This window comes from Ochrobactrum sp. BTU1, from assembly GCA_018798825.1.
Classification (GTDB): Bacteria; Pseudomonadota; Alphaproteobacteria; order Rhizobiales; family Rhizobiaceae; genus Brucella.
Genome location: CP076354.1, coordinates 1541664 through 1564022, shown reverse-complemented (window position 1 = coordinate 1564022; position 22359 = coordinate 1541664). Strand labels below are relative to the sequence as shown.

The window sequence follows — 22359 nt, the reverse complement described above, 5'->3', positions numbered from 1 at the left end:
CACTGTTTAGTGCAATCACTAAGAGCATTTCCGGTTTTCATTGAATTATTGGAAATGCTCTACCTCTTTGTTTTTGAACGCACCTTGCTCCGAAAGCCGCTTCGCACTTTTCGGGCCGCAACATCTGTTTGTTTTTGCGCGCATCTTGTTCCGAAAACCGCTTCGCACTTTTCGGGATGCGCTCTAAGCCGGAATGCGGATAATCGCCCTCAACCCGCCTATTGGTGCATCTTCCAGATCGATGTCGCCGCCGTGGCTTCGTGCAATATCACGCGCGATAGCGAGGCCAAGGCCACCCGTGCCGCCTGAATCCTGCGTACGTGCTTCATCAAGGCGCACAAAGGGCTTGAACACGTCTTCTCGGCGATCTTCCGGAATGCCTGGACCGTCGTCGTCCACGACGATCTTCAGCCAGCCTTCATCATGTGTGATTGCCAACTCGACATTTTGCGCATGGCGGAAAGCGTTCGATACAAGATTGCTGACAAGGCGCGAGAAGGCATTGGGGCGCACATTCACTTCGCTGTCGCCTTCAATCGAATACTTGAACCCGCGCTCCCGCAACCGCGCTTCATTGGCCAGCTTGTCGCAAAGTAGGCGCACATCATAGGTCGCTGCTTCTTCCGATCCTTCACCGCGCGCAAAGGCCAGATAGCCTTCAAGCATGGTCTGCATATCAGCAATATCCTGATTAAGCGGCTCCGTGTCGATAGAGTGACCAGCCAGCGCCAGCTGGAGTTTGAAGCGGGTCAGGATCGTGCGCAGATCGTGGCTGACGCCTGAGAGCATTGCCGTGCGCTGTTCAATCTGACGTTCGATACGCGAGCGCATCTGAATGAAGGCAATGCCTGCGCGGCGAACTTCTTCCGCGCCATGCGGACGGAAGCCTTCCGGCATTGGACGGCCCTTACCGAAGCTTTCAGCGGCCTGTGAAAGCTGCTGTATTGGCTTGATCTGGTTGCGCAGGAAGGCGATGGCGATGATCAGCAACACAAGCGCCGTGCCGATCATCCATGTCAGGAAGATGCCGGTATTGGAGGCATAAGCCTGACTGCGGCGTGCAAAGACGCGCAGCACTTTATCATCGAGCTTGATGCGGATCTCAATGAGATCAGAATCGCCCACCGTATCGACCCAGAAGGGCCGGTTGATCTGGCGTGTGATTTCTTCACTCAGGAAGTAATCAAGAATAGCAAAGAATGGTTTTGGCCCCGGCGGGGGCAGCGGGTCAGGAGGCAGGATCGAAATGTTGAGCCCGAGGCGCTGCTGCGAAAGGCGGATTAGATTGTCGTATCCGGGTTCCTGCGGATAGGTTTCAAGAATGTCGATAATCGCAGAAATGTCGCGGACAACGGCTGTTGAAAGCCGCTCAGTCACCATCTGCCAATGTCTTTCCATGAAGACATAAGCGATCACTGACTGAAGGAGAACCATCGGTGCAATGATGATGATGAGCGAGCGCGCATAAAGCCCTTTAGGCATTCTGCGCGCAAACCAGCGTGTTATCGATTTCCAGGGTGACTTCATCGTCTCAGATAACTCCAGACGGTTCTGCTAGTTGCATGGCTTTTGTCACGCTCTGAAATTTGCGAGGCTCCGCTTTCTCTCTTCGAATTACTATTCGATGCTCAGCTTGTAGCCGATGCCGCGAACTGTTTGCAGCCAGACCGGGTTGGCCGGGTCCTGTTCGATCTTACGGCGCAGACGGTTGATCTGCACATCAATCGTGCGCTCGCCGACATCGCCATCCTGACCAGTCAGTTCATGACGTGGAATGGTTTCGCCAGCACGCTCGGCGAAAATCGCCATTATGTCCTGCTCACGATCCGTAAGCTTGATCGTTTCCGTGCCTTTCTTCAGTTCGCGACGTGGAATGAAGAAAGTGTAAGGGCCGAAAACGATCTGCTCGATCTTCGGCTGGGCCGGTGTGGCGCCACGACGAAGAATATTGTTGATACGCAGGATCAGCTCACGCGGATCGAAAGGTTTTGGCAAATAGTCATCTGCACCGGCCGAAAGGCCGTCAATGCGGCTGTCTGTTTCCGACAGAGCTGTCAGCATGAGGATCGGCACGCTCTTCTGCTCGCGCAGCGAGCGGGTCAGCGAAACGCCTGTTTCTCCTGGCATCATGACGTCGAGGATCAGAAGATCAAAGTCGATGCCTTCAAGCTTGCGGCGCGCTTCTGCAGCGCTGCCTGCCATGGTGACGCGGAAGCCGCTCGTCGTCAGATATTGTGAAAGAAGGCTACGGATTCGCGTGTCGTCATCGACAACAAGAAGATGTGGCGCGTCATCCGATAGGTTCGATTCTTCTACAGCCATGGCGTCGTTTGATCCCATCCTGTGCCAAATTACCGTGCAAAGGATGCCGCACGGCATTGGGCTTTTTACTTCACGTATATGGAGGAAAACCATTTCATGATCTTCCATAACATACCGCATCTTAGCCACTGCAAGACGGCGCGTCTATGCGGGGCTTATATTGTTGCGCGTTCTCCCCCAGCCTTCTCAGGTTGGGGTTAAGATGCTTCCACAGCCGTTTCGGTTGCTGCAAAATCATCGATCTGGGCGCGGCGCTCAGGATTGACCATATTATAAAGAAAACGTTCAATAACTTCGCGTTCTGCCGCTCCGGATTCTTCCAATGCCCGTGCGATGCGGCGCGACTGTGGCAGAGCAAGCGCGAGTGTGAGTTGTCGTCCGCTGTTCGTGGGATAAAGTTTGCGATGGCGGCGATCGTGAAGTCCGGTAGCCTGAACAACGTGACCTGTGTCGATCAATTGTTTGAGAACACGCGACAGACTTTGCTTGGTGATACGAAGAACATCAAGTAGCTCTGCTACTGTCATGCCGGGCTTACGGTTGATAAAATACAGCACACGGTGATGCGCGCGTCCAAAACCAATCTTTTCAAGGATCAGATCCGGGTCGGCGGTGAAATCGCGATAGGAAAAGAACAGCAACTCAATGACGTTGAGGTCATCAGCCTCCAGAGAGGTTAGAGGGTTGCTTATGTAGTTCATATCATTCGTCGAGTTCACATCGAAGCTCCATCCTGTTGCGATAAATATGTCAGCATTGTTGACATAACTCAATCGCCAAGATAATTTTTGGGAAGTGCAGACCGGTTTTTTTGGAATAAAGTTTGCGCTGCTGCATGTTGGAGGAGAGATAATTACGCGGTTAGCTGTGTCATACTGTCCCTTAAGGACGGTAATGACCAATAGCGAGCGTTATTTTCCGTAATTGCCGGAAATATCTTTGTTTTACATGCATTCTTTGTCTGATCTCAGCATAATTGTTTGAGCTGACCTCAGCGTGTTTGATTGTAAAATGCCAGTCTTGGCAAAGAAAAACGTCTCTATCTTACCAGTTATATCGATTTAAATGGTGAGAAAAGACTAGGGAAAGGCCCATCAGGGCAAACGGGCGGGCGGAAAAACCGTAGCCCAACTTTGAGGAAGCTAAAATGGCTGCGATTTCATTCGATCAACGGGAAGGGTTTATCTGGCAGGACGGCGAGTTCGTCGCCTGGAAGGATGCAAAGGTTCATGTGCTGACCCATGGTCTGCACTATGCGAGTGCAGTGTTTGAAGGCGAACGCGCTTATGGCGGCGAAATCTTCAAGCTGACGGAGCATACCGAGCGTCTGCATGAATCGGCGCGAATTCTTGGTTTCGAGATTCCCTACAGCGTGGATGAAATCAACGATGCCTGCCGCGAGCTGCTGAAAAAGCAGGGCTCAGAAGATGCCTATGTGCGTCCGATTGCATGGCGCGGCTCGGAGTCGCTCGGTGTTTCCGCACAGAACAATCGCATTCATCTGGCAATCGCGATCTGGCAGTGGCCAAGCTATTTCTCGCCAGAAGAGAAAATGAAGGGTATTCGCCTCGATATTGCTGAATATTGCCGCCCAGACCCACGTACTGCACCTTCGCGCTCGAAGGCTGCCGGTCTTTATATGATCTGCACCATTTCCAAGCACGCGGCAGAAGCCAAGGGTTATGCCGACGCGTTGATGCTGGATTGGCGTGGTCAGGTTGCTGAAGCCACGGGTGCCAATGTCTTCTTCGTGAAGGATGGTGCTTTGCATACGCCAAAGCCTGATTGCTTCCTCGACGGTATTACGCGCCGCACGATCATTGATCTCGCCAAGCGCCGTGGTCTGGAAGTTATCGAGCGCGTTATCATGCCAGAAGAAATGGAAACATTCAGCGAATGCTTCCTGTGCGGCACGGCTGCCGAAGTGACGCCGGTTTCTGAAATCGGCAAGTACCATTTCAAGCCAGGCGAAATTACGAATTTGCTGATGAATGACTATACAGCCGAAGTTCAGCCCAAGCGAATAGCTGCTGAGTAATAAGGTTTTAAACAGAAAAAAGCGGCTTTTAAGCCGCTTTTTTACTATGTGAATGCTTATTGTTTGACATTGGGAAGTTTCGGTTCAAGATTTTCCAAGTCGGATTCGCGTTATTCCGGCTTTTAACTCAGATGGGGTGACGATTATGGAATCTCTACTGCCTATCATTCTCCAGCTTGTTTCAGGTGCAGTCGGCGGCAACATTGCTGGTGCTGTCAAGAATCTGAGCCTCGGTACCGCAGGAAACACTGTTGCCGGTGGCATTGGTGGCGTTATTCTTGGTCAGCTTCTGCCTTTACTGTCCGGTGGCGGGTTGGACTCTGTTCTTAATGGTGTCGTTGGCCAGCTGGCCGGTGGTGGTGTGGGCGGTATCGTCCTCACGGCAATTATCGGGCTGATCAAGAACTCGCTGGCAAGCAAAGCCTGAGTGTAAGCAAATAGCGCGGTTGTGGGGACAACAACCGATTTTGAGTGCATCCTGCAGAATAACTGTTTTCCGGCAAGATGTGCTTCAGACCTTCGTGAGAGAGGGGAAAACGGGCGGCTTAAGGCCGCCCGTTTTGTTTGAGGGGCTTTGCAAGCATGTCATGCCGCATTATGTGATGGGGGGCGGCAATATATGCAGCCTTTTCAATCATGCTGACCAAATGGAGTATTTCATGGGGCAACTTCAGGCCATAATCGTTCCGGTGACGCCATTTCAGCAGAACTGCACAATCCTTTTTGATGCGGAAACGAAAAAGGGTGTGGTGATTGATCCGGGTGGCGATCTTGAGCGCATCAAGGAAGCAATCGCTTCTCAGAATGTCGAAGTTGAAGCGATCTGGATCACGCATGGTCATATCGATCATGCTGGCGCGGCATCTGAGCTTAGAGACGCTTTGGGCGTTGATGTTATCGGCCCGCACAAGGATGATGAGTTTCTGCTCAACAGTCTGGTCACGACTGGCCTGAAATACGGTTTAACCGAAGGTGTACGAAATATAACGCCCGATCGCTGGCTCGAAGAAGGTGACACAGTCACCGTTGCTGGCCATGTGTTTGACGTTTTCCATTGCCCGGGTCACGCACCGGGTCATGTGGTTTTTTATAACCCTGAAGCGCGTTTTGCGATTGTTGGTGATGTTCTGTTTAACGGGTCTGTGGGTCGAACCGATCTTCCGGGCGGAGACCATGACGCGTTGATCCGTTCGATCAAAGAAAAGCTTTTACCGCTGGGCGACGATGTCGGCTTTCTATGCGGACATGGTACGGGAAGCCGTTTTGGTGAAGAGCGCCGCAACAATCCGTTTCTGAACAATATCGGATATGCATGATATTCGGACAAGAATACAAGAAAGCCGCCCTTTTATAACAAGGCGGCTCAAGATGCTCACGCATCAAGCTTTGTAAAAATTCAATCGCCACTCGGGCTTAATCGAAACTCCATGAGTCATACTCATGGAGTTTTTGTATTAGACGGATTTTTCTTTTTAGTCTGGTATAGGATTAGTTTGCTGAGCAGAAATGATCCCGACCGTCGTAACCACGATAGGTTCCGGTATTTGCATTGAACGAGCGATAGCGGTCCGAGCAATACTGATACCAGCCACGGCTCCATGGTTCATACCCAACGCGATACTGCACGCTGCGTGCTGGCGGCGCTGGATAATAGGCTGGAGGCGGTGGTGGCGGCGCATAAACCGGAGCTGGCTGCACATACGTTGGCTGTGGCTGGCTCAGAGCGCTGCCGAGCAATGCGCCTGCTGCGAGGCCAATTACACCAGCTGCAACAGCATCACCCGTGCGGTCACGATGACGATGGTATGGGCGATCCCATCCACCACGGTTCCAGTCGCCGCGATCCCAGCCGCGACGGCCCCAGGAGTCTGCCGAAGCCGCTGCCAGCGGTGCTGAGACTGCTGCTATCGAGGCAACTGCCAGAATAGCTGTTTTAAGTAGTTTGTTCATTGTCCGCTCCTTCAGAAGCACAACTGCAATTTCGGCGATGCTGCGGGCCGGTCGGCACATCGCATCAATCATGAATATCAAGTTAATATTCTCGACATGAATGGAGGCTGAACAATGGTGAAGGCGCGGCGAAATCTGCTGATGAGCGGTAAATTAAATACCGTGCTGGTAATATTTCGCGCGTTTTAAGCTAGGGGTTTTTAGAGCGCATATTGGGCCAATGATTGGCCAATAAAAAACCCCGGCGTTGGCCGGGGCATAGATCTTTTTGGGTAAACGATTACTCAGTAACGGTAATGTTTACAGCCTTAGGGCCTTTGCCACGACGATCCGGTTCCGTCTCGTAGGAAACCTTCTGATTGTCAGCAAGTCCGGCCAAACCCGACGCCTGAACAGCGGAGATGTGCACGAAAATGTCTGCGCCGCCATCATCTGGCTTGATGAATCCGAAACCTTTTTCGGAGTTGAAGAATTTGACCTGTCCGGTCTGTGCCATGGGATCCGTTCCTTTTCCTTGGCGCCACTGCTTTTTTAGAAAACAGTGGAATTACAACTTCTGCCGAACGCACCACACACCCGGCAGAGGGTCATGCAGGCAGTTTTCGACATTGGAAAGGAACCGATCATTGCCAGAGATTACTCCCCGACCCGGAACTTCTAGCGGTTCCGGCGCGCCGTTCTTCCAGTCTTCCGTTTGTACTCAAATTGCCCGGACGAACGAAGACTGATCTATGCCGCGTAGTTTGGCAAGCAAATTCTTCACAGAATATGTGATTGGTTATCTTTGAAACGGTATCGTCACGAATTTGTACAAAAATTACGAGAATAACGACGGTTTAATACCAAAATAGAACATTCTGGTCGCAATATATCGTATCATACTATGGTATAGCATTCGAATATGCTTAGCGATTACGCAAAACTATGCAGGCTCCACCAACTGCGCGAAGTTTACTGCAAATGTTATCAGCCTCGGAACGGCTATCTGCACCGATACGAACCGCATAGATTCCACGTCGCGCCATCGGTGTGCGAACGCGGCTGATGACAGGGTTATGCCCGGCGAGTACTGACGAGAATTGTTTACGCAACCTGCTCCATTGATTAACGGCAACGCTGCGTCGGAAATTACCGGCAACTTGAATACCCCATGGCTTCGGCTTGATCTGCGACATGGGAATCGTTGCTGTTCTAACGATGGGCAGACGCTTGCAGGCTTCCGTAAAGGTGAGTTTTGCATCAAGCGGACGATTGGTAATTTCATTGCCCGACGCAAAGTTATCGGCAGGAGCGCCAGTCAGATCCAGCACGTAATCTTCGGTTTCCAATGGAAGAAAGCCGCCTGAGCGCATCCAGTTGGAGACGCGTGTCGGCCCGGCATTATAGGCTGCAGCTGCGAGCCCCCAATTGCCGAAAGCGCCTTTCAGTTCACTGAGAAAACTGGCTGAAGCCGGGATGGCCTGTTCGATATCGAATGGGTCTGCCAAACCGCGTTCTTTGGCCGTATAGGGCATGAATTGTGCAATGCCCTGTGCGCCCACAGGGCTGACAGCGCGATGATCAAAACGGCTTTCCTTCCAGATCAGCCGTGCAAAGAAGTCTTTTGGAATGCCGCGATTTTCGGCGCTCGCTTCAATCAATTCGCAGATTCGTGCGACCGTGGGTTCTGCTTTCTTGGGGGGCATCGGTGGACCATAGATTTCGGCTTCCGATCCATTTTCAGCAAAGGCGGAATTGATAGCTTCTGGCCAGCAAAGAAGCTGGAAAACTGCGACAGTTGCTATAGCCAGATGCGAACGCTTCATGCAGCCTTTCCGCCATTCATCCCCGAAAGCTACCGACAGAGTAAAGGAAGTTTCTGACTTGTCGATATGAGTTTCGCGGAGGGAAGCGGAATATACGCGAATATATCCTTGTTCTTCCTCTTCGCTGTGCCATTTTAGCAGTTAACAGGAGAGGGAGAGAGCAATGCTTCTAAACAGAATCAGTCGTTTGAGCCTATTGGCAGGTGCCTTGTTTCTTGCAGGTTGCGTCGCTGAAGGTGGGCCTGATTATCGGCCACCAGTCAGGCCGGGCCCATCGCAGCCGCAAATGTGCCCGATGATTTACGCGCCGGTTTGCGGTGAGCGCGGGTCTTCGCGCAAGACGTTTGGTAATGCCTGTCAGGCGCGGGCCGATGGCTATCGTATCGTCGGCAACGGGCAATGCACATCAAGGCCGGGACCTGGTTCGGGCTGGGGAGGAGAGCGGCCAGGACGCCCGCCGCATCAAGGCAACAGGCCGGGTCGTCCGGGGCCGGGTGCTGGTGCCTGCACGCGGGAATATATGCCAGTTTGCGCCCGCAGGGGTAACGACAGGCAGACATTCCCTAACCGCTGTGAAGCAGAACGCGCAGGCTATCGCATTACTGGCGGTGGTCAGTGCCGGTAAGATAACTGAACTAAAAGAGCGGCCTTCATGGGCCGCTTTTTTTAAGCCGCAGTTTGTGTTGACTGTTGCTTGCTGAATCGTTCGATATTGGTGTCACCCCAGTCTTTGAGCGCAAGAAGAATGGGCTCAATGCTGCGGCCAAGTGGGGAGAGGCTATATTCCACTTTGGGCGGAACCTGCGCATAGACCTTGCGCTCAATCAGGCCATCTTCTTCCAGCTCACGTAGCTGATTGGTGAGCATACGCTGCGTAACGCCCGGTATCTGCCGTCTCAATTCATTGAACCTCAGCGTTCCATCCAGAAGATGATAAAGCACCACACTCTTCCATTTGCCGTCGATGAGGCTGATGGCAGCCTCGACTGCGCAGCCGGGACTGCAATCGAAGCGTGAGTGCTTTGGCTTGGTCATTACAGTAACCTTTATATACTAAGTACAGATATCGTCACTATGGGCGATTTTTGTGCGTATTTTCATTTTTAGATAGTAGTCTAATATTTGATCCATAGCAAATGGAGCAAAGACTATGAAAGCTGTAGCCTATCAAACTGCCGGAAAGCTGGACCGTGCAGATTCGCTGGTTGATGTCGAACTGGATAAGCCTGTTGCGAAAGGCCGTGATCTGCTGGTGCAGGTCGAGGCGATATCGGTCAATCCCGTCGATTACAAAATCCGGAACCGTGCGTCGGCAGACGAAGGCACATGGAAAGTGCTGGGTTGGGATGCGGTTGGAACGGTGGTTGAAACCGGTGAGGCGGTCCAGAACTTCAAGACTGGCGACAAGGTCTGGTATGCCGGGTCACTTATCCGTCAGGGTGCAAACAGTGAATATCACCTCGTGGACGAGCGTATTGTTGGACAAGCGCCGGTATCGCTTGCCAAGAGTGAGGCTGCAGCTTTGCCGCTTACGTCGATTACTGCCTGGGAAATGCTCTTTGACAGGCTTGATGTGCGCAAGCCTGTGCCCGGTGCCGCAAACGCGGTGCTTATTGTTGGTGGGGCAGGCGGTGTGGGTTCTATCGCGATCCAGCTCGTTCGTGCATTAACCGATCTGACTGTAATTGCGACAGCATCGCGTCCTGAAACCCAGGAATGGGTCAAGCAGCTCGGCGCGCACCATGTCATCGATCACAGTAAGCCTTTGGCAGAGCAGGTCGAGGCTTTGGGGATTGGTGCGCCAGCCTTTGTGTTCTCGACCACGCAAACGCTGGATCATCTTAGCGAAATCGTTGAACTGATCGCACCACAGGGACGGTTCGGTCTGATTGACGATCCGGACAAGCTTGACATCATGCCATTCAAGCGCAAGTCCGTGTCAGTGCACTGGGAACTGATGTTCACACGTCCAATTTTTGAAACTGCCGACATGGATGAGCAGGGCAAACTTCTGAATGAAGTTGCACGCCTGATCGATGCAGGCAAAATCAAAACGACTGTGACGGACGTGCTGTCCCCGATCAACGCCACAAATCTCAAGGCAGCTCATGCTGTGCTTGAAAGCGGTAAGGCCAAGGGTAAGATCGTAATCGAAGGCTGGTAAGAAGCAGCCTCCGAGCTTTGCGATATTACCGCCCCGGTCGGCCAGTCTTGCCGGGGCGACGCTTCTTGCGGGCGGTTTCAGCCGGGTCTTCATAAGAGCCGATGCCTGAACGTTCGCGGCGAAGAAGAGCTTCATCCGCACCTGCCGGTTTTTCTGTCCGCTTGACAGTCATTTCATCCAGCGTGTTCTTGCGGAACAGCGGTTTGGCCATGTCCGTGCCCGGTCCCATGTTGTCGAGCGAAGGCTTGGCAAAAAGCGACTTCTTCGGCTCGTCATCGACCGTGCGGTGAACCTTACGGCCCGCGTTGTGACGGCCCTTGGTACGGCCAGTTACAGGGCTTTCAAGTTCCACTTCCCGCGCCATTGGATCGTCGGCAATCGCCAGTTCCATTTCGCGCAGACGCTTGACCTCATCACGCAGACGCGCTGCCTTTTCGAAGTCGAGATCGGCGGCGGCATCGCGCATCTGCTTTTCAAGATGTTCGAGATGGGCAGCAAGATTGTTGCCCATCATCGAGCCTTCTTCGGCAAAGCCCGAAATATCGGCGCGGACGTGATCCTGCTCGTAAACCGAGTTCAGAATGTCCGATATATTCTTCTTCACCGAGGCAGGCGTGATGCCATGCTCAAGATTGTAGGCTTCCTGCTTTTCGCGGCGGCGGCTGGTTTCATCCATCGCGCGCTGCATAGAACCGGTGATATTGTCGGCGTAAAGAATGACCTTGCCGTCAACGTTACGCGCCGCACGACCAATCGTCTGCACCAGAGACGTTTCCGAACGCAGGAAACCTTCCTTGTCAGCATCAAGAATGGCGACGAACCCGCATTCGGGAATATCGAGACCTTCGCGCAGCAGGTTGATACCCACCAGCACGTCGAAAGCGCCAAGGCGCAGATCGCGAATGATTTCGATGCGTTCCAGCGTGTCGATGTCCGAGTGCATATAACGCACGCGAACACCCTGTTCGTGGAGATACTCGGTCAGGTCTTCCGCCATGCGCTTGGTCAGCACCGTGCAGAGCGTACGATAACCCTTGCGCGCAGTTTCGCGGATTTCGCCCAGCACATCATCTACCTGACTTTTCGCAGGACGCACTTCTACTGGCGGATCGATCAGGCCGGTCGGGCGGATGACCTGTTCGGCAAATACGCCGCCAGCTTCTTCCATTTCCCATTTACCGGGCGTTGCCGAAACCGCGATGGTCTGCGGACGCATGGCGTCCCATTCTTCGAAGCGCAGCGGGCGGTTATCCATGCAGGATGGCAGGCGGAAACCATATTCGGCCAATGTTGCTTTGCGCCTAAAGTCGCCGCGATACATGCCACCAATTTGTGGAACAGTGACGTGGCTTTCGTCGAGGAAGACCAGAGCATTGTCCGGGATATACTCGAATAGGGTCGGTGGCGGCTCGCCCGGCTGGCGTCCGGTGAGATAGCGCGAATAGTTTTCGATGCCGTTGCAGACGCCGGTTGCCTCTAACATTTCAAGGTCGAAATTCGTGCGCTGTTCAAGGCGCTGCGCTTCGAGCAGACGACCTGCGCGGGTGAGTTCCGCAAGACGATGCTGCAGCTCTTCCTGAATGGACTTGATAGCCTGATTGAGCGTTGGGCGTGGTGTCACATAGTGCGAATTCGCATAGATCTTGACTGACTGAAGATCGCCGGTCTTTTGAGCGGTCAACGGGTCAAACTCGGCGATGGTTTCAATCTCGTCGCCAAACAGCGAGATACGCCATGCGCGGTCTTCCAAGTGGGCCGGGAAGATTTCAATTGTATCGCCACGCACGCGGAATGAGCCGCGGACGAAGTTGATGTCCTGCCGCTTATACTGCTGTGCCACAAGATCGGCGAGAAGCTGGCGTTGGTCGAGCCGGTCGCCGATCTTCATCTCAAACGTCATGGCCGTATAGGTTTCGACCGAACCGATACCGTAAATGCACGAAACTGATGCCACGATGATGACGTCATCGCGCTCGATCAGCGCTCGCGTTGCTGCGTGGCGCATCCGGTCGATCTGTTCGTTTACGGTCGATTCTTTTTCGATATAGGTGTCCGACCGCGCCACATAGGCTTCGGGCTGATAGTAATCGTAATAGGAAACGAAATATTCGACGGCATTGTTCGGGAAGAAGTTTTTGAATTCGCCGTAAAGCTGCGCCGCAAGCGTCTTATTCGGCGCAAGAATAAGCGCCGGACGCTGCGTTTCCTGAATGACCTTCGCCATTGTGAAGGTCTTACCGGAGCCGGTGACGCCGAGCAAAACCTGTGTCCGATCTTCGTCGTTCAAGCCACTGATCAGGTCGCGGATCGCTGTCGGCTGGTCGCCAGATGGCTCGAAGCTCGATTCCATCTCAATCGCAATCCCGCCTTCGGATTTGGCCGGACGGGCAGGGCGGTGCGGTGTCCAAAGCTCACCATTCTTGAACAGCGGATTGCCGGATTCAATCAGATCAGACAGCGCTTTGACGGTAGCCGTGGCGCCTGAAGGATTAAGAGCCGTGGCGTCTTCGAGGCTTATATCAAGGCCCGCCACGGGATTAAGACCCGCGGCTGCGCGTTCCTTAGCGGAGGCCGCGCCGCCCATGGATGTACCGCGCGCGCTGCGCGTCGCTTCTTTGCTGCGTTCAGGCACCTTTTTCGGTGTCTTCGCCGCTTTGGGTGATTTGGCTTTAGGTTGAGGTTTTTCAGCCTCATCCCCTATCTCTTTCGCCCAGTCGGAAATTGAACCTGAAAGCGGCGCACCTGAGAAACCGGACTGAGGCGCTTCGCCAAAGCCGCGAGTTTCATCATGCGAATCCTGAGTGTATTTGTCTTTTGAGGAAGCCATGGTCCCAATATGGAATTTCACGGCACAAATGAAAAGGGCGCCCGGATCAAAATATGGAACAAATCCGGTGCGCCGCGTCGCAATTCTATATGGCTCCTGACATCAGGCTGTCAGGAGGTGGCAATCACCGTGGCCCGCGTGGACGCCAGCGATCACCGGGGCCGTAGACATTTGGGTGAAAGCCGGGGTGGTCGCGCCAGCCGGGACGATCGCCCCAATGTGGATGTGGTTCACCCCACTGGCCGGGCCCGCGCCAACCTGGGCCCGGACGATAAGGACCGGGGCCCCAGCCGGAACGGTATGGGCGTGGACCCCATCCTGGTCCCCAATTTGGACCATCGTCCCATCGATTGTTGTTTATTGCCGAACCGACCACCAGTCCGGCAATCAGGGGAATGCCGACGGCTGCGGCAGTCGAGCCGAAATTGTCGTTGGTCGTGTAGCCGCCACCACCGGTTTGTACAGCGATGTAATTTGAAGAAGCCCAGCCGTCGAGGCCGGCATAGTTGACGCGACACCAACCATATCCGCTGGTGCAGCCTGCAACGTTGAGAAGGACACCATTCGGAATTCTACCCATTGATGGGTATTGTGTGCCGGGGCCAGTGCGGAGATTTATATTCGCGGTTGCAAGGCCACTATATGCTTCAGCATTCGTTGCAAATAAAACTGCTAATGTAGCAATAGATGATGTAATAATAATCTTCATTTTAGCCCCTGATATGTATTACATGAATTTATACATAGCAGATAATTGTTATTATTACTTTAAAGCCAATATGAATATTTACGGTATGATTAATAATTAAGAGTTTAACTTTTATAGGTGTTTCGTGCCTGATTTGCATGGCTGCGGTGCGCATGTCGCACTTTCCCTTTGGAGAGGCTTGCAGCATACTCAGCGATGACTCTAGTTTTCTGTTTTGACGTGCATCTTTTACGAAACCGCTTCATGCGGTTTGGGATGCGCCTCTGGTGATCGAAGGACCTACTGATGAACGATATTAATGCGCCAAAGGGCATGTTGACTGTACGCACGCAGGCCATGCCCAAAGATACCAATTCGGCTGGTGATATTTTCGGCGGCTGGGTTATGGCGCAGATGGATACGGCCAGCGGCATTCGTGCTGCAGAACGTGCCAAGGGCCGCGTTGTAACAGCTGCGGTGCGTGAAATGTCTTTCGCCAAGCCGGTCAAGATTGGCGACGTTCTTTGTGTTTATACCGAGATTACGCGCGTTGGTCGCACCTCGATTACGCTGCGCGTTGAAGCGTGGGCTCAGCGTTATCTAGCTGACGAAATGGATCTGGTTACACATGGCGAATTCGTCATGGTGGCGCTCGACAAGAGTGGCCAGCCGACACCAGTTCCGGCTGAGTAAGCAAGTTCGGGAACTGATTCAGCCTGTTTCGCTAAGCTGATGAAATAGAATCGAAAAAGCCCGGGTGATCCGGGCTTTTTTACTACTTGCAGGCACGGTGGCCGCTGCGTCGCTGCATCAGGTCGAAGTGAAAATGGTCGGCATGTTCGCGGTTATAGCCAGGCCCGAGAACGGTTGTGAAATAGGAGCAGGCGTCCGAGCGCACGCTGTTGAGCAAGCCTTTTTCGCGGAAAGCAAAGAAGCCGGGCTTGCGCACCGTGATGCTCTTGCCGTTATTCAGAACGATCTTGGTGACATCGATCGCATTGCCGCGAGAATGCTCCGACATCTTGGCGCCACGGCGATGGTTCATTGTGCGGCAGGAATAGCCACCGGCATTGTGAATGGTGTTGATACCGGACAGATAACGAAGGCGTGCAGATGGCTGCAGGTCGCCCTTGATCCAGCGCGCAAAGGCTTCTGTCACCTGACAATTCAAAGTCGCGGCAGGTTTGAAAGCAATGGCCCCACTGTTGAAGCCGCTGACTTCAATAGGGTTATCGATACGACAGCTGCCGCTTTGATTAATGGGTGATTTTTCAGTGAAGACAACACCGAGGCGCTTTAGCCGGGTTCGGCAAGCGGCTTCGGAATTAGACATCGTATAGATGTTTTCCGCAGTGCTGACGGGGTTTTGTACAGAAGTCGCAAAACCGTAATCGCCAGTGTAATGCGGCTGGCTCTGTGTCGTCATTTCATTGGCGTTGTTTTCGATTTCCTCCGCCAACCCCACGACACGTTGTTCCTGCGGTGTGTTCACCGAAGCAACAGGGGCAGGCGGGACCATGACATCGGCGTTGCCAATATCTGCCTGCGGTCGCGGCGGCCGTTCTCCGGAGCAGCCTGCAACAAGTGTGAACAGCGCAAGAGATGCCGGTAATACGTAATGTTGAAAGCGAGCGGACAACGCAAAACTCATGCCCCTGCCTTTCATTTTGGAACCGGGCTTCCGTTCATATTAGCCGATAAGCGTAAACGAACAGTCAGTGAGCCTGTTAAGAGCTGCGGCGCAAATAAGGTGATTTATCGCCCAATTGATGGTCATAAGTCCGACGAAATCTTCATGGCTTTGTGCTAACGCTTAAAAGCGGTTTCGGGCCAAGCCGCGACAGTGTTCTTCCGGTCCCCAAAGTTCTTTCCATGTCAGCACTGATGTCGCCAAGTGTTCTGCCGATCCTGCTTCTGATCGGCTCTAATGTTTTCATGACCTTTGCCTGGTACGGGCATCTCAAGTTCACCAGTACGCCTCTGGTCACTGTCATTTTCATCAGTTGGGGTATTGCTCTGATTGAATATTGTCTGGCAGTGCCGGCAAATCGCATCGGGCATGAAGTCTATTCAGCCGCGCAGCTGAAGACGATGCAGGAAGTAATCACGCTGGTGATATTCAGCCTGTTCTCGATCTTCTATCTCAAAGAAGCCTTCACCTGGAATCATGTTCTTGGCTTTGCGCTGATCGCAGGCGGGGCGGCCCTTATTTTCCGAGGGTGATTATTCAGCAGCTGCCGGGATTGGTTCCGCTTTACGTTTCCAGAACATCGGAACCAGTTCGACAGCAAGCATCGCTGTAAACAGCAGACCGCAACCGATAAAGCCAATGAATGTCAGCCGGTCGCCAAGGAAAATTGCGCCAAACATTGCTGCAAAGATCGCTTCGGACGACAGGAAAATCGCAGCCTGCGCCGAGGTGGTGTAGCGTTGGCCGATGGCTTGCAGCGTGAAGGCAATGCCGGATGAAAAGACGCCTGTGGACAGCAGTTCTTTCCAGGTGAGTGCGATGACGTTCCAGTTAATGTCTTCAATTGCTGCGGCGATCAGCAAGCCTGCGACTGCGGCGGTCGCAAACTGAACGCAGCTCAGCGTGATCGGGCGGCCTGCGCGATTGGCACGGCTAATCAACAAAACCTGCATGGCCCAGAAAACAGCACCGGCAATGACAAGCCAGTCGCCTTGCTTGAGAGCGCTTAGTTCCCCGCCTGATAACAGGAATATGCCTGTGAGGCAGGCGATAGCGCTTGGCCAGACAACAGGATGTGGCCAGCTGCGGAAAATAATCACGCCGAGCACCGGTACCATCACGACGTAAAGACCTGTCAGGAACCCGGCATTGGTGACGGAGGTGGTGATCAGTCCGATCTGTTGCAGCACAAGACCGATAAAAAGCGTTGCTCCAACGACCATGAAGTAAAGATAGTTCGAGCCTTTGAGCTTGTGCGGTGAGCGTCTGCTTTCGGCGATTGACCATGGTAGCACGGTCAGGGCGGCAATGGCTGAACGGACACCGATAAACAAAAAGGGGCCTATGCTTGCCATTGCGGTAGACTGCGCGACGAAGCCCATACCCCAAATGACGCCCGCCAAAAGGAGAAGTAAATTTGCCTGAACGCGCGTCATTGCTGCCTCATCCCACCAAATAATTCTTTAAGCGGCTCTTGGCTTCTTGAAGCGCAGAGGGTGCTCTAAAGAGAACTGCCCTCTTTCATTTGGATCATCTTCCCGGGGCAGGATATGCTATAGAGAATATTCGGGATAATCGGCAAGGTAGTAGTTTCACTGCGACACTGCTGCACATAAGAAAGCAAATATTTATACGCGGGGAGTTGTTTATGCTTTCATTGAAAAAGAGCAGTAAAGCTATCTTGCTGGCCGGGACGGTTTTTACGTCGATATTGAGCAGTCTTGGCGTCTCTTACGCCGCCTACAAGTTGATCCGCGATACATCCGTCCTGTGTGATTTCGCGCAGAATTGCACATTGTCTCTGACGCCAGTTGCCAGTGACGGTGCGCCGGGATTGGGCATTTATCGCGGTCGTGCTGTGGGCGCAAAGCCTGAACTTCAACTCTCTTATATCGACCCATCGAAAGTGTCGGGTAAGCTGGAGCTATCGATTGATGGCAAGCCCGCTTTGAGTGTCGATGCGTCAGTCATGAAGTTACAGGATGAACAACTCAACTATGGAGATGCGGACGCGGTCGCCAAATTGATTGAAGCGATGAGGAATGGTCAGAAGCTGCAGCTTAAATTCGCAGGCAAGGTTTCGAACTATTCGCTTTCCGGTTTTGTGGGAGGCTTGATCTATATTGACGAACAGCAATCGCGTGCGGGAACGGTTGATGCACTTCAAGCCAAAGGTGCCAAGTCAGCCCCGCCTGCGCCTGATGTGACATTGATCAAGGATGTTCAGCAGATTCCCGAACAAGTCCGCAAAGACTTCACTGACGAGGATGGCGTTTGCGGAACATCGAACGGGGATTCGTTCAGCTCCGGTGGCGGTTTTAATGCAAAGATTGCGGATGGGCTTAATCTGATCGGAATGCCCTGTGGTTCTCCTGGGGCATATAATCAGTCTTACGTATTCTATAGCCAGAGCGAGAATCAGGTCGTTCCAATTTCGCTGCCGACCATTTCAGATGCTGGACCAAGCACAACGGACCAGGCCTGGAATATTGATTGGTCGCAGTCGAATAAAACGATCACAGCGTTCTTCAAGGGCAGGGGATTGGGTGATTGCGGCATCTATGACGTCTGGAAAGCGACTGACGACGGGGAGGGCAAGGTTCGCTTTGTGCTCGTTGAAGAACGCTCGAAAGGCGATTGCGATGGCAATTATGCGGACGGCCCCGAAAAGTGGCCAGCGAGCTGGCCTGTATCCGCAAAATAGCTGCGGTTTTGGATACAATTAACAGGCTTAAATTTTTCTTCGTGAAATGATCGACGAAAATGCTATAGTTTAAGCAACATCACTTTGAACGGTTCCGAAGCGTGTGCTTCGGTGACCGTTTTCTTTTTGTGTACCGGCGGGTGAATTCACCTCCCGGGCGGGTGTCTTGTGCCAAACATGGCTCAAGATCAGGCGGGCAACCAAACTGCCGTCGCGCTCATCCTGGAGGGACGTGCGGCGGGCGATGGAAAGGACTGGACTGGGTATGGAAAAGTTCCCAATGACCCCTCGCGGTTTCGAAAACCTCAAGGAAGAACTCCGCACGCGTCAGCAAAATGAACGCCCGCGGATCATTGAGGCAATTGCTGAAGCGCGTGCACATGGCGATCTGTCTGAAAATGCCGAATATCATGCAGCAAAAGAAGCGCAGAGCCTCAATGAAGGTCGAATCAACGAATTGGAAGACCTCGTTGGCCGCGCAGAAGTTATCGACGTTACGAAGCTGACCGGCGACAAGATCAAGTTTGGCGCCACCGTCACGCTTATTGATGAAGATACCGAAGAAGAAAAAATCTATCAGATCGTTGGCGATCAGGAAGCCAATGTGAAGGAAGGTCGTATTTCGATTTCTTCCCCGATCGCGCGTGCGCTGATCGGCAAGGGTGAAGGCGATACCATTGAGGTCAATGCACCCGGCGGTTCGCGTTCCTACGAAATTCTCGGCTTCAAGTTCGCTTGAGTCGGAACGTGCCCGTTCCCATTGAACAGGTGGAAGTCGTAGCGCCGAACTTCAAGCGCCGCCTTTCGGGTGTGACTTCGACCATCGTACAGCTCATCCCTTTGCAACGCGCAAAGGGATTGGGCATTGCAACAATGGGGCCGGGACTTCCTGACAGCCTGCCGCATCTGGGCTGGTCAGCACTTTTCTCGTTCTGGAAGAAGCCTGCCAAACGCCGTTTTCGTATCTGGCATGCACGCCGCAACATCGAAATGCTGGCGGGTATTTTCATGCGCGATATTCTGCGTATGAAGCTTCGACTGGTATTCACCTCAGCTGCGCAGCGTGACCACAAGCCTTTCACCAAATGGCTGATCCGTCGTATGAATGCGGTGATTGCGACCAGTGGCCGGTCGGGCAGTTTTCTTCAAGTGCCGCATGATGTGATTATGCATGGTGTCGATCTTGAGCGTTTTCATCCGCCCGTCGATGCGGCTGATGCATTCAGCGCATCAGGGTTGCCGGGCAAATATGCCGTTGGCTGTTTTGGGCGTGTGCGTCATTCCAAAGGCACCGACCTTTTTGTCGACGCCATGATCGCACTTTTACCCAAATATCCGGAATGGACGGCAATTATTACCGGTCGCACAACGTCCGAACATCAGTCGTTCGAGGATGATCTGAAAGCGCGGATTGCTGCTGCAGGTCTTCAGGATCGTATTCTTATCTTAGGTGAAGTGCCAGATATCCGTGTCTGGTACCGCCGGTTGACGCTTTATGTTGCGCCATCGCGTAACGAAGGTTTTGGCCTGACCCCGCTGGAAGCAATGGCTTCAAAAACTGCGGTCGTTGCAAGTGATGCCGGCGCTTATGCCGAAATGATCGTGGATGGCACAGGCAGCTTTGTTGCAGCGGGTGATGGCGATGCGCTTCGCGATGCGATTGAGCCATATCTTGCCGATCCGGCTATGGCGCAGCGCCATGGTGAAAATGCCCTTGCCCATGTGCATGAAGCATTTCCGCTCGAAAAAGAAGCGGACTCTATCAGCGCCGTTTATGAGCGTGTCTTTAACAGCTGAACTTAATTCCAAATAAAAAGAGCGACTGCGCCGGAACGCAGTCGCTCTCCTATGGAATACTTATCTTATCAGAGAATCATCAGCGGCTCGTCCTTGACCGGACGAATTGTCAGCGCTGTGCGTACTGAATCCACATTTGGGGCCGCGGTCAGCTCTTCAATGACGAAAGTCTGGAAGGTGTTGAGGTCGCGTGCAACGCAATGAAGCAGGAAGTCGGATTCGCCAGAAACCATCCATGCGCGGCGTACCAGAGGCCACTGCTTCGTTTTCTCCGCAAATGCCTTGAGATCGGCATCAGCCTGACGGTGCAAGCCAACCGAGCAGAAAGCCACCAGATCCTGGCCGAGCGCATTACCATTCAGGATTGCGCGATAGCCACGAATAACGCCGCTTTCCTCGAGTTTGCGTACACGACGCAAGCAAGGAGGGGCCGAGATTCCGACCCGTTCAGCGAGTTCGACATTGGTGATGCGCCCGTCATTCTGGAGCTCCCGAAGGATTTTCCAATCGATATCGTCCAGATCAGCCTTGATAGGCATGCAAAACTCCGCGCGCAAGGATATTTCAGTCGGTTGTAATTATAAAACACTCAGCGCTGGTATAGCGCAATCTAATCCTGCTCATACCAAAAGAAACGACAGGATGTAAACCGCCTAAAGCGTTGTTAGCGCATCCAGAAAGTACGTGTGAACAGGATAAATATGGTTATGAGCTCGAGGCGGCCGACCAACATGAGGAACGAGAGCACCCAAAGTGCGGGGTCATGGATCGTCGAAAAATTGCCCACAGGACCAATTGTATCGCCGAATCCGGGGCCAACATTGGATAATGCGGTCAGTGCGCCAGTGAAGGCCGATACGAAGTCGAGGCCAAGTGAAGCGAGCAAAACCGCGCCGATAATGAGCGATGCGATATAGAGAAACAGATAGAGCAATACGTTCTGGGCGATCTCGCCAGACACTTCTGATGAACCGTACCGGATTTTGATGACAGCGTGGGGCATGACGAGGCGTGCCAGATTGGCTTGTGTCAAGCTCCACAGGATGATGAGACGGTTCATCTTGATGCCGCCGGACGTCGAGCCTGCGCAGCCGCCCAGAAAAGACGCGAGGAAAAAGATGCCTATCGCGGGTGGTCCCCACAGTGAGTAATCTTCGGTTGTAAAGCCAGTGGTTGTGATGACCGAGACAAAGTGGAACGAAGCTGAAATCAGAGCATCGCCAAATGGAACGTTAGAACCAAGGCGCAGCACGACAGCGAGAACGAAGCTGAAACCGATTACGATGGTGAAGAAGAGTTTCACCTGGGGATCTTTCAGCAGTTCTGTACGGCGTGGCATAAATGCCTTGATGTATAAAACGAACGGCAGGGCCGACAGCACCATGAAAACTGTCGAAACAACCAGCAACATTCGGTTGCCTTGATAAAAGCCGAACGAATTATCATGGGTCGAAAAACCGGCCGTCGCAACCGTCGCCAAACCATGATTGATTGCATCGAAGATGCTCATCCCGACAGCGAAATAAGCGATCATGCAGGCGGCTGTCAGGGTGAGATAAGCCAAAATAATGCCAAGCGCGATCTGGTTCATGCGCGGCAGAATTTTTTCCGACTTGTCCGAGTTTTCCATATGGAACAGCGCCAGACCACCAGCTCGCAACGACGGCAGCATTAAGAGGGCCAAGCCGATGAAGCCAACGCCCCCGATCCAGCAAAGCAGAGAGCGCCACAGCAGAATACCGCGCTGCATGTCATCAAGGCCTGTGAGTGCTGTAGCTCCTGTAGACGTCACACCCGACATGGCCTCAAAGAATGCCGTCGCGTAGCTGATCGGCAGATGTGAAAAATAAAGCGGGATAGAGCCAAGAAAACTTGCGGTGAGCCAAAGGCAGGCAGTCAACAGAAAACCAAGACGTGGTGTGAAGCGTGTGTTTTGGTTTTGTGTGGCAAACAGGATCAGCGCGGATAGCGCGCCGGTTGCTGCCGCAGAGCGCACGAAAATCAGCCAGTCATCGCTGCCGTCGCGCAGATCGATGGCTGCAGGCAGCAGCATTGCAACAGCCATAACAAGGCCGAAACGCGCACAGATATTGGCGACTGTCTTATAGATGGCGGTCGGCTCCAGCGTTTTTTAGAAGCTGCTTCATATCCTGTGTGTTTAACGCGGGAAATTGCCAGCTGCAATGTGGTGTGACGTATAGCCATGCCGAAAGGTCACAAGCTGTGGCTAACGGGCTTCAAATGCTGGTCGAACCTTGCAATGGCCAGTTTGCAGACCTACCTTGGCCATAATATCAGGGCATTGGCAGAGCTGAGCGCGAAGGCGATTCTAGTAAGCTTGAAGTCCGCGATTTAAATCGATTTTTGGGACCGG

General features: G+C 53.0%; 23 protein-coding genes. 10 read left to right on the top strand and 13 right to left on the bottom strand.

The window, feature by feature from the left end:
• Positions 1-183 precede the first annotated feature (183 nt).
• From KMS41_07565 to KMS41_07555, 3 genes are all read right to left on the bottom strand, one after another.
• The gene (locus KMS41_07565; GenBank protein QWK76969.1) at positions 184-1527 is read right to left on the bottom strand and encodes a two-component sensor histidine kinase; all 1344 of its coding nucleotides are present in this window, start codon (positions 1525-1527) and stop codon (positions 184-186) included.
• Positions 1528-1617: 90 nt separating this feature from the next.
• Positions 1618-2340 (bottom strand): response regulator transcription factor, encoded by a 723-nt coding sequence (locus tag KMS41_07560; GenBank protein ID QWK76968.1) that lies wholly within the window; start codon positions 2338-2340, stop codon positions 1618-1620.
• A 179-nt stretch (positions 2341-2519) separates the two neighbouring features.
• The gene (locus KMS41_07555; GenBank protein ID QWK76967.1) at positions 2520-3041 is read right to left on the bottom strand and encodes a MarR family transcriptional regulator; all 522 of its coding nucleotides are present in this window, start codon (positions 3039-3041) and stop codon (positions 2520-2522) included.
• A gap of 428 nt (positions 3042-3469) precedes the next feature.
• Here KMS41_07555 and KMS41_07550 point away from each other — a divergent pair, with 428 nt between their 5' ends.
• From KMS41_07550 to KMS41_07540, 3 genes are all read left to right on the top strand, one after another.
• Positions 3470-4360, top strand: coding sequence for a branched-chain amino acid aminotransferase (locus KMS41_07550; GenBank protein ID QWK76966.1), 891 nt, complete (start codon positions 3470-3472; stop codon positions 4358-4360).
• Between the two features lie 145 nt (positions 4361-4505).
• On the top strand, positions 4506-4787 hold the full coding sequence (locus tag KMS41_07545) for a hypothetical protein (GenBank protein ID QWK76965.1): 282 nt from the start codon (positions 4506-4508) through the stop codon (positions 4785-4787).
• A gap of 232 nt (positions 4788-5019) precedes the next feature.
• Positions 5020-5676: an MBL fold metallo-hydrolase gene (locus tag KMS41_07540; protein QWK76964.1), complete on the top strand. Its 657-nt coding sequence runs from the start codon at positions 5020-5022 to the stop codon at positions 5674-5676.
• A 172-nt stretch (positions 5677-5848) separates the two neighbouring features.
• Here KMS41_07540 and KMS41_07535 read toward each other — a convergent pair whose 3' ends face one another.
• The 3 genes from KMS41_07535 to KMS41_07525 all read right to left on the bottom strand — a co-directional run bounded on the left by KMS41_07535 (position 5849) and on the right by KMS41_07525 (position 8115).
• Complete coding sequence (locus KMS41_07535; protein ID QWK76963.1) at positions 5849-6310, bottom strand: BA14K family protein; 462 nt, start codon at positions 6308-6310, stop codon at positions 5849-5851.
• Positions 6311-6590: 280 nt separating this feature from the next.
• The gene (locus KMS41_07530) at positions 6591-6806 is read right to left on the bottom strand and encodes a cold-shock protein (GenBank protein ID QWK76962.1); all 216 of its coding nucleotides are present in this window, start codon (positions 6804-6806) and stop codon (positions 6591-6593) included.
• 409 nt (positions 6807-7215) lie between these two features.
• Positions 7216-8115, bottom strand: coding sequence for a lytic transglycosylase domain-containing protein (locus KMS41_07525; protein ID QWK76961.1), 900 nt, complete (start codon positions 8113-8115; stop codon positions 7216-7218).
• 163 nt (positions 8116-8278) lie between these two features.
• Between KMS41_07525 and KMS41_07520 the strand changes: the two genes are divergently transcribed.
• Positions 8279-8740, top strand: a complete 462-nt coding sequence (locus KMS41_07520) for a protease inhibitor (GenBank protein QWK76960.1) — start codon at positions 8279-8281, stop codon at positions 8738-8740.
• Positions 8741-8781: 41 nt separating this feature from the next.
• On the opposite strand, the gene KMS41_07515 is transcribed toward KMS41_07520, so the two are convergent.
• A complete protein-coding gene (locus KMS41_07515) occupies positions 8782-9150 on the bottom strand; it encodes a helix-turn-helix transcriptional regulator (protein ID QWK76959.1) in 369 nt (122 codons plus the stop codon).
• Positions 9151-9265: 115 nt separating this feature from the next.
• Here KMS41_07515 and KMS41_07510 point away from each other — a divergent pair, with 115 nt between their 5' ends.
• Entirely contained in the window at positions 9266-10279 is a 1014-nt protein-coding gene (locus KMS41_07510; protein ID QWK76958.1) for a zinc-binding alcohol dehydrogenase family protein, read from the top strand.
• Between the two features lie 25 nt (positions 10280-10304).
• On the opposite strand, the gene uvrB is transcribed toward KMS41_07510, so the two are convergent.
• Both uvrB and KMS41_07500 read right to left on the bottom strand, forming a co-directional pair.
• Positions 10305-13106, bottom strand: coding sequence for an excinuclease ABC subunit UvrB (gene uvrB / locus KMS41_07505; protein QWK76957.1), 2802 nt, complete (start codon positions 13104-13106; stop codon positions 10305-10307).
• Positions 13107-13230: 124 nt separating this feature from the next.
• Complete coding sequence (locus tag KMS41_07500) at positions 13231-13815, bottom strand: SH3 domain-containing protein (GenBank protein ID QWK76956.1); 585 nt, start codon at positions 13813-13815, stop codon at positions 13231-13233.
• A 285-nt stretch (positions 13816-14100) separates the two neighbouring features.
• Here KMS41_07500 and KMS41_07495 point away from each other — a divergent pair, with 285 nt between their 5' ends.
• Positions 14101-14487, top strand: coding sequence for an acyl-CoA thioesterase (locus tag KMS41_07495; protein QWK76955.1), 387 nt, complete (start codon positions 14101-14103; stop codon positions 14485-14487).
• A gap of 82 nt (positions 14488-14569) precedes the next feature.
• Here the strand turns inward: KMS41_07495 and KMS41_07490 are convergent, their stop codons facing one another.
• Positions 14570-15445: an extensin family protein gene (locus KMS41_07490; GenBank protein ID QWK76954.1), complete on the bottom strand. Its 876-nt coding sequence runs from the start codon at positions 15443-15445 to the stop codon at positions 14570-14572.
• A gap of 221 nt (positions 15446-15666) precedes the next feature.
• Here KMS41_07490 and KMS41_07485 point away from each other — a divergent pair, with 221 nt between their 5' ends.
• Positions 15667-16017 (top strand): DMT family protein, encoded by a 351-nt coding sequence (locus KMS41_07485; GenBank protein ID QWK76953.1) that lies wholly within the window; start codon positions 15667-15669, stop codon positions 16015-16017.
• Here the strand turns inward: KMS41_07485 and KMS41_07480 are convergent, their stop codons facing one another.
• Positions 16018-16920 carry a DMT family transporter gene (locus KMS41_07480; GenBank protein ID QWK76952.1) on the bottom strand — a complete coding sequence of 301 codons (903 nt, stop codon included), beginning with the start codon at positions 16918-16920 and terminating at the stop codon, positions 16018-16020.
• Between the two features lie 212 nt (positions 16921-17132).
• Between KMS41_07480 and KMS41_07475 the strand changes: the two genes are divergently transcribed.
• The 3 genes from KMS41_07475 (at position 17133) to KMS41_07465 (ending at position 19985) form a co-directional block, all read left to right on the top strand.
• Positions 17133-18188, top strand: coding sequence for a DUF1176 domain-containing protein (locus KMS41_07475; protein ID QWK76951.1), 1056 nt, complete (start codon positions 17133-17135; stop codon positions 18186-18188).
• Positions 18189-18453: 265 nt separating this feature from the next.
• Positions 18454-18927: a transcription elongation factor GreA gene (gene greA / locus KMS41_07470; protein ID QWK76950.1), complete on the top strand. Its 474-nt coding sequence runs from the start codon at positions 18454-18456 to the stop codon at positions 18925-18927.
• Entirely contained in the window at positions 18924-19985 is a 1062-nt protein-coding gene (locus KMS41_07465) for a glycosyltransferase family 4 protein (protein ID QWK76949.1), read from the top strand. The genes greA and KMS41_07465 overlap by 4 nt, the downstream gene beginning before the upstream one ends.
• A gap of 68 nt (positions 19986-20053) precedes the next feature.
• Here KMS41_07465 and KMS41_07460 read toward each other — a convergent pair whose 3' ends face one another.
• Both KMS41_07460 and KMS41_07455 read right to left on the bottom strand, forming a co-directional pair.
• Entirely contained in the window at positions 20054-20524 is a 471-nt protein-coding gene (locus tag KMS41_07460; protein QWK76948.1) for an Lrp/AsnC family transcriptional regulator, read from the bottom strand.
• Positions 20525-20649: 125 nt separating this feature from the next.
• On the bottom strand, positions 20650-22050 hold the full coding sequence (locus KMS41_07455; GenBank protein QWK76947.1) for a TrkH family potassium uptake protein: 1401 nt from the start codon (positions 22048-22050) through the stop codon (positions 20650-20652).
• Positions 22051-22359 lie beyond the last annotated feature (309 nt).

What these genes read in the sequence shown, in the direction of transcription:
- KMS41_07565 (QWK76969.1), bottom strand. Translation starts at nt 1,527, where the DNA reads ATGAAGTCACCCTGGAAATCGATAACACGCTGGTTTGCGCGCAGAATG.
- KMS41_07485 (QWK76953.1), top strand. Translation starts at nt 15,667, where the DNA reads ATGTCAGCACTGATGTCGCCAAGTGTTCTGCCGATCCTGCTTCTGATC.
- KMS41_07540 (QWK76964.1), top strand. Translation starts at nt 5,020, where the DNA reads ATGGGGCAACTTCAGGCCATAATCGTTCCGGTGACGCCATTTCAGCAG.
- KMS41_07490 (QWK76954.1), bottom strand. Translation starts at nt 15,445, where the DNA reads ATGAGTTTTGCGTTGTCCGCTCGCTTTCAACATTACGTATTACCGGCA.
- KMS41_07500 (QWK76956.1), bottom strand. Translation starts at nt 13,815, where the DNA reads ATGAAGATTATTATTACATCATCTATTGCTACATTAGCAGTTTTATTT.
- KMS41_07550 (QWK76966.1), top strand. Translation starts at nt 3,470, where the DNA reads ATGGCTGCGATTTCATTCGATCAACGGGAAGGGTTTATCTGGCAGGAC.
- KMS41_07480 (QWK76952.1), bottom strand. Translation starts at nt 16,920, where the DNA reads ATGACGCGCGTTCAGGCAAATTTACTTCTCCTTTTGGCGGGCGTCATT.
- KMS41_07495 (QWK76955.1), top strand. Translation starts at nt 14,101, where the DNA reads ATGAACGATATTAATGCGCCAAAGGGCATGTTGACTGTACGCACGCAG.
- KMS41_07520 (QWK76960.1), top strand. Translation starts at nt 8,279, where the DNA reads ATGCTTCTAAACAGAATCAGTCGTTTGAGCCTATTGGCAGGTGCCTTG.
- KMS41_07510 (QWK76958.1), top strand. Translation starts at nt 9,266, where the DNA reads ATGAAAGCTGTAGCCTATCAAACTGCCGGAAAGCTGGACCGTGCAGAT.
- KMS41_07525 (QWK76961.1), bottom strand. Translation starts at nt 8,115, where the DNA reads ATGAAGCGTTCGCATCTGGCTATAGCAACTGTCGCAGTTTTCCAGCTT.
- KMS41_07545 (QWK76965.1), top strand. Translation starts at nt 4,506, where the DNA reads ATGGAATCTCTACTGCCTATCATTCTCCAGCTTGTTTCAGGTGCAGTC.
- KMS41_07475 (QWK76951.1), top strand. Translation starts at nt 17,133, where the DNA reads ATGCTTTCATTGAAAAAGAGCAGTAAAGCTATCTTGCTGGCCGGGACG.
- KMS41_07460 (QWK76948.1), bottom strand. Translation starts at nt 20,524, where the DNA reads ATGCCTATCAAGGCTGATCTGGACGATATCGATTGGAAAATCCTTCGG.
- uvrB (QWK76957.1), bottom strand. Translation starts at nt 13,106, where the DNA reads ATGGCTTCCTCAAAAGACAAATACACTCAGGATTCGCATGATGAAACT.
- greA (QWK76950.1), top strand. Translation starts at nt 18,454, where the DNA reads ATGGAAAAGTTCCCAATGACCCCTCGCGGTTTCGAAAACCTCAAGGAA.
- KMS41_07535 (QWK76963.1), bottom strand. Translation starts at nt 6,310, where the DNA reads ATGAACAAACTACTTAAAACAGCTATTCTGGCAGTTGCCTCGATAGCA.
- KMS41_07560 (QWK76968.1), bottom strand. Translation starts at nt 2,340, where the DNA reads ATGGGATCAAACGACGCCATGGCTGTAGAAGAATCGAACCTATCGGAT.
- KMS41_07455 (QWK76947.1), bottom strand. Translation starts at nt 22,050, where the DNA reads ATGGCTGTTGCAATGCTGCTGCCTGCAGCCATCGATCTGCGCGACGGC.
- KMS41_07515 (QWK76959.1), bottom strand. Translation starts at nt 9,150, where the DNA reads ATGACCAAGCCAAAGCACTCACGCTTCGATTGCAGTCCCGGCTGCGCA.
- KMS41_07530 (QWK76962.1), bottom strand. Translation starts at nt 6,806, where the DNA reads ATGGCACAGACCGGACAGGTCAAATTCTTCAACTCCGAAAAAGGTTTC.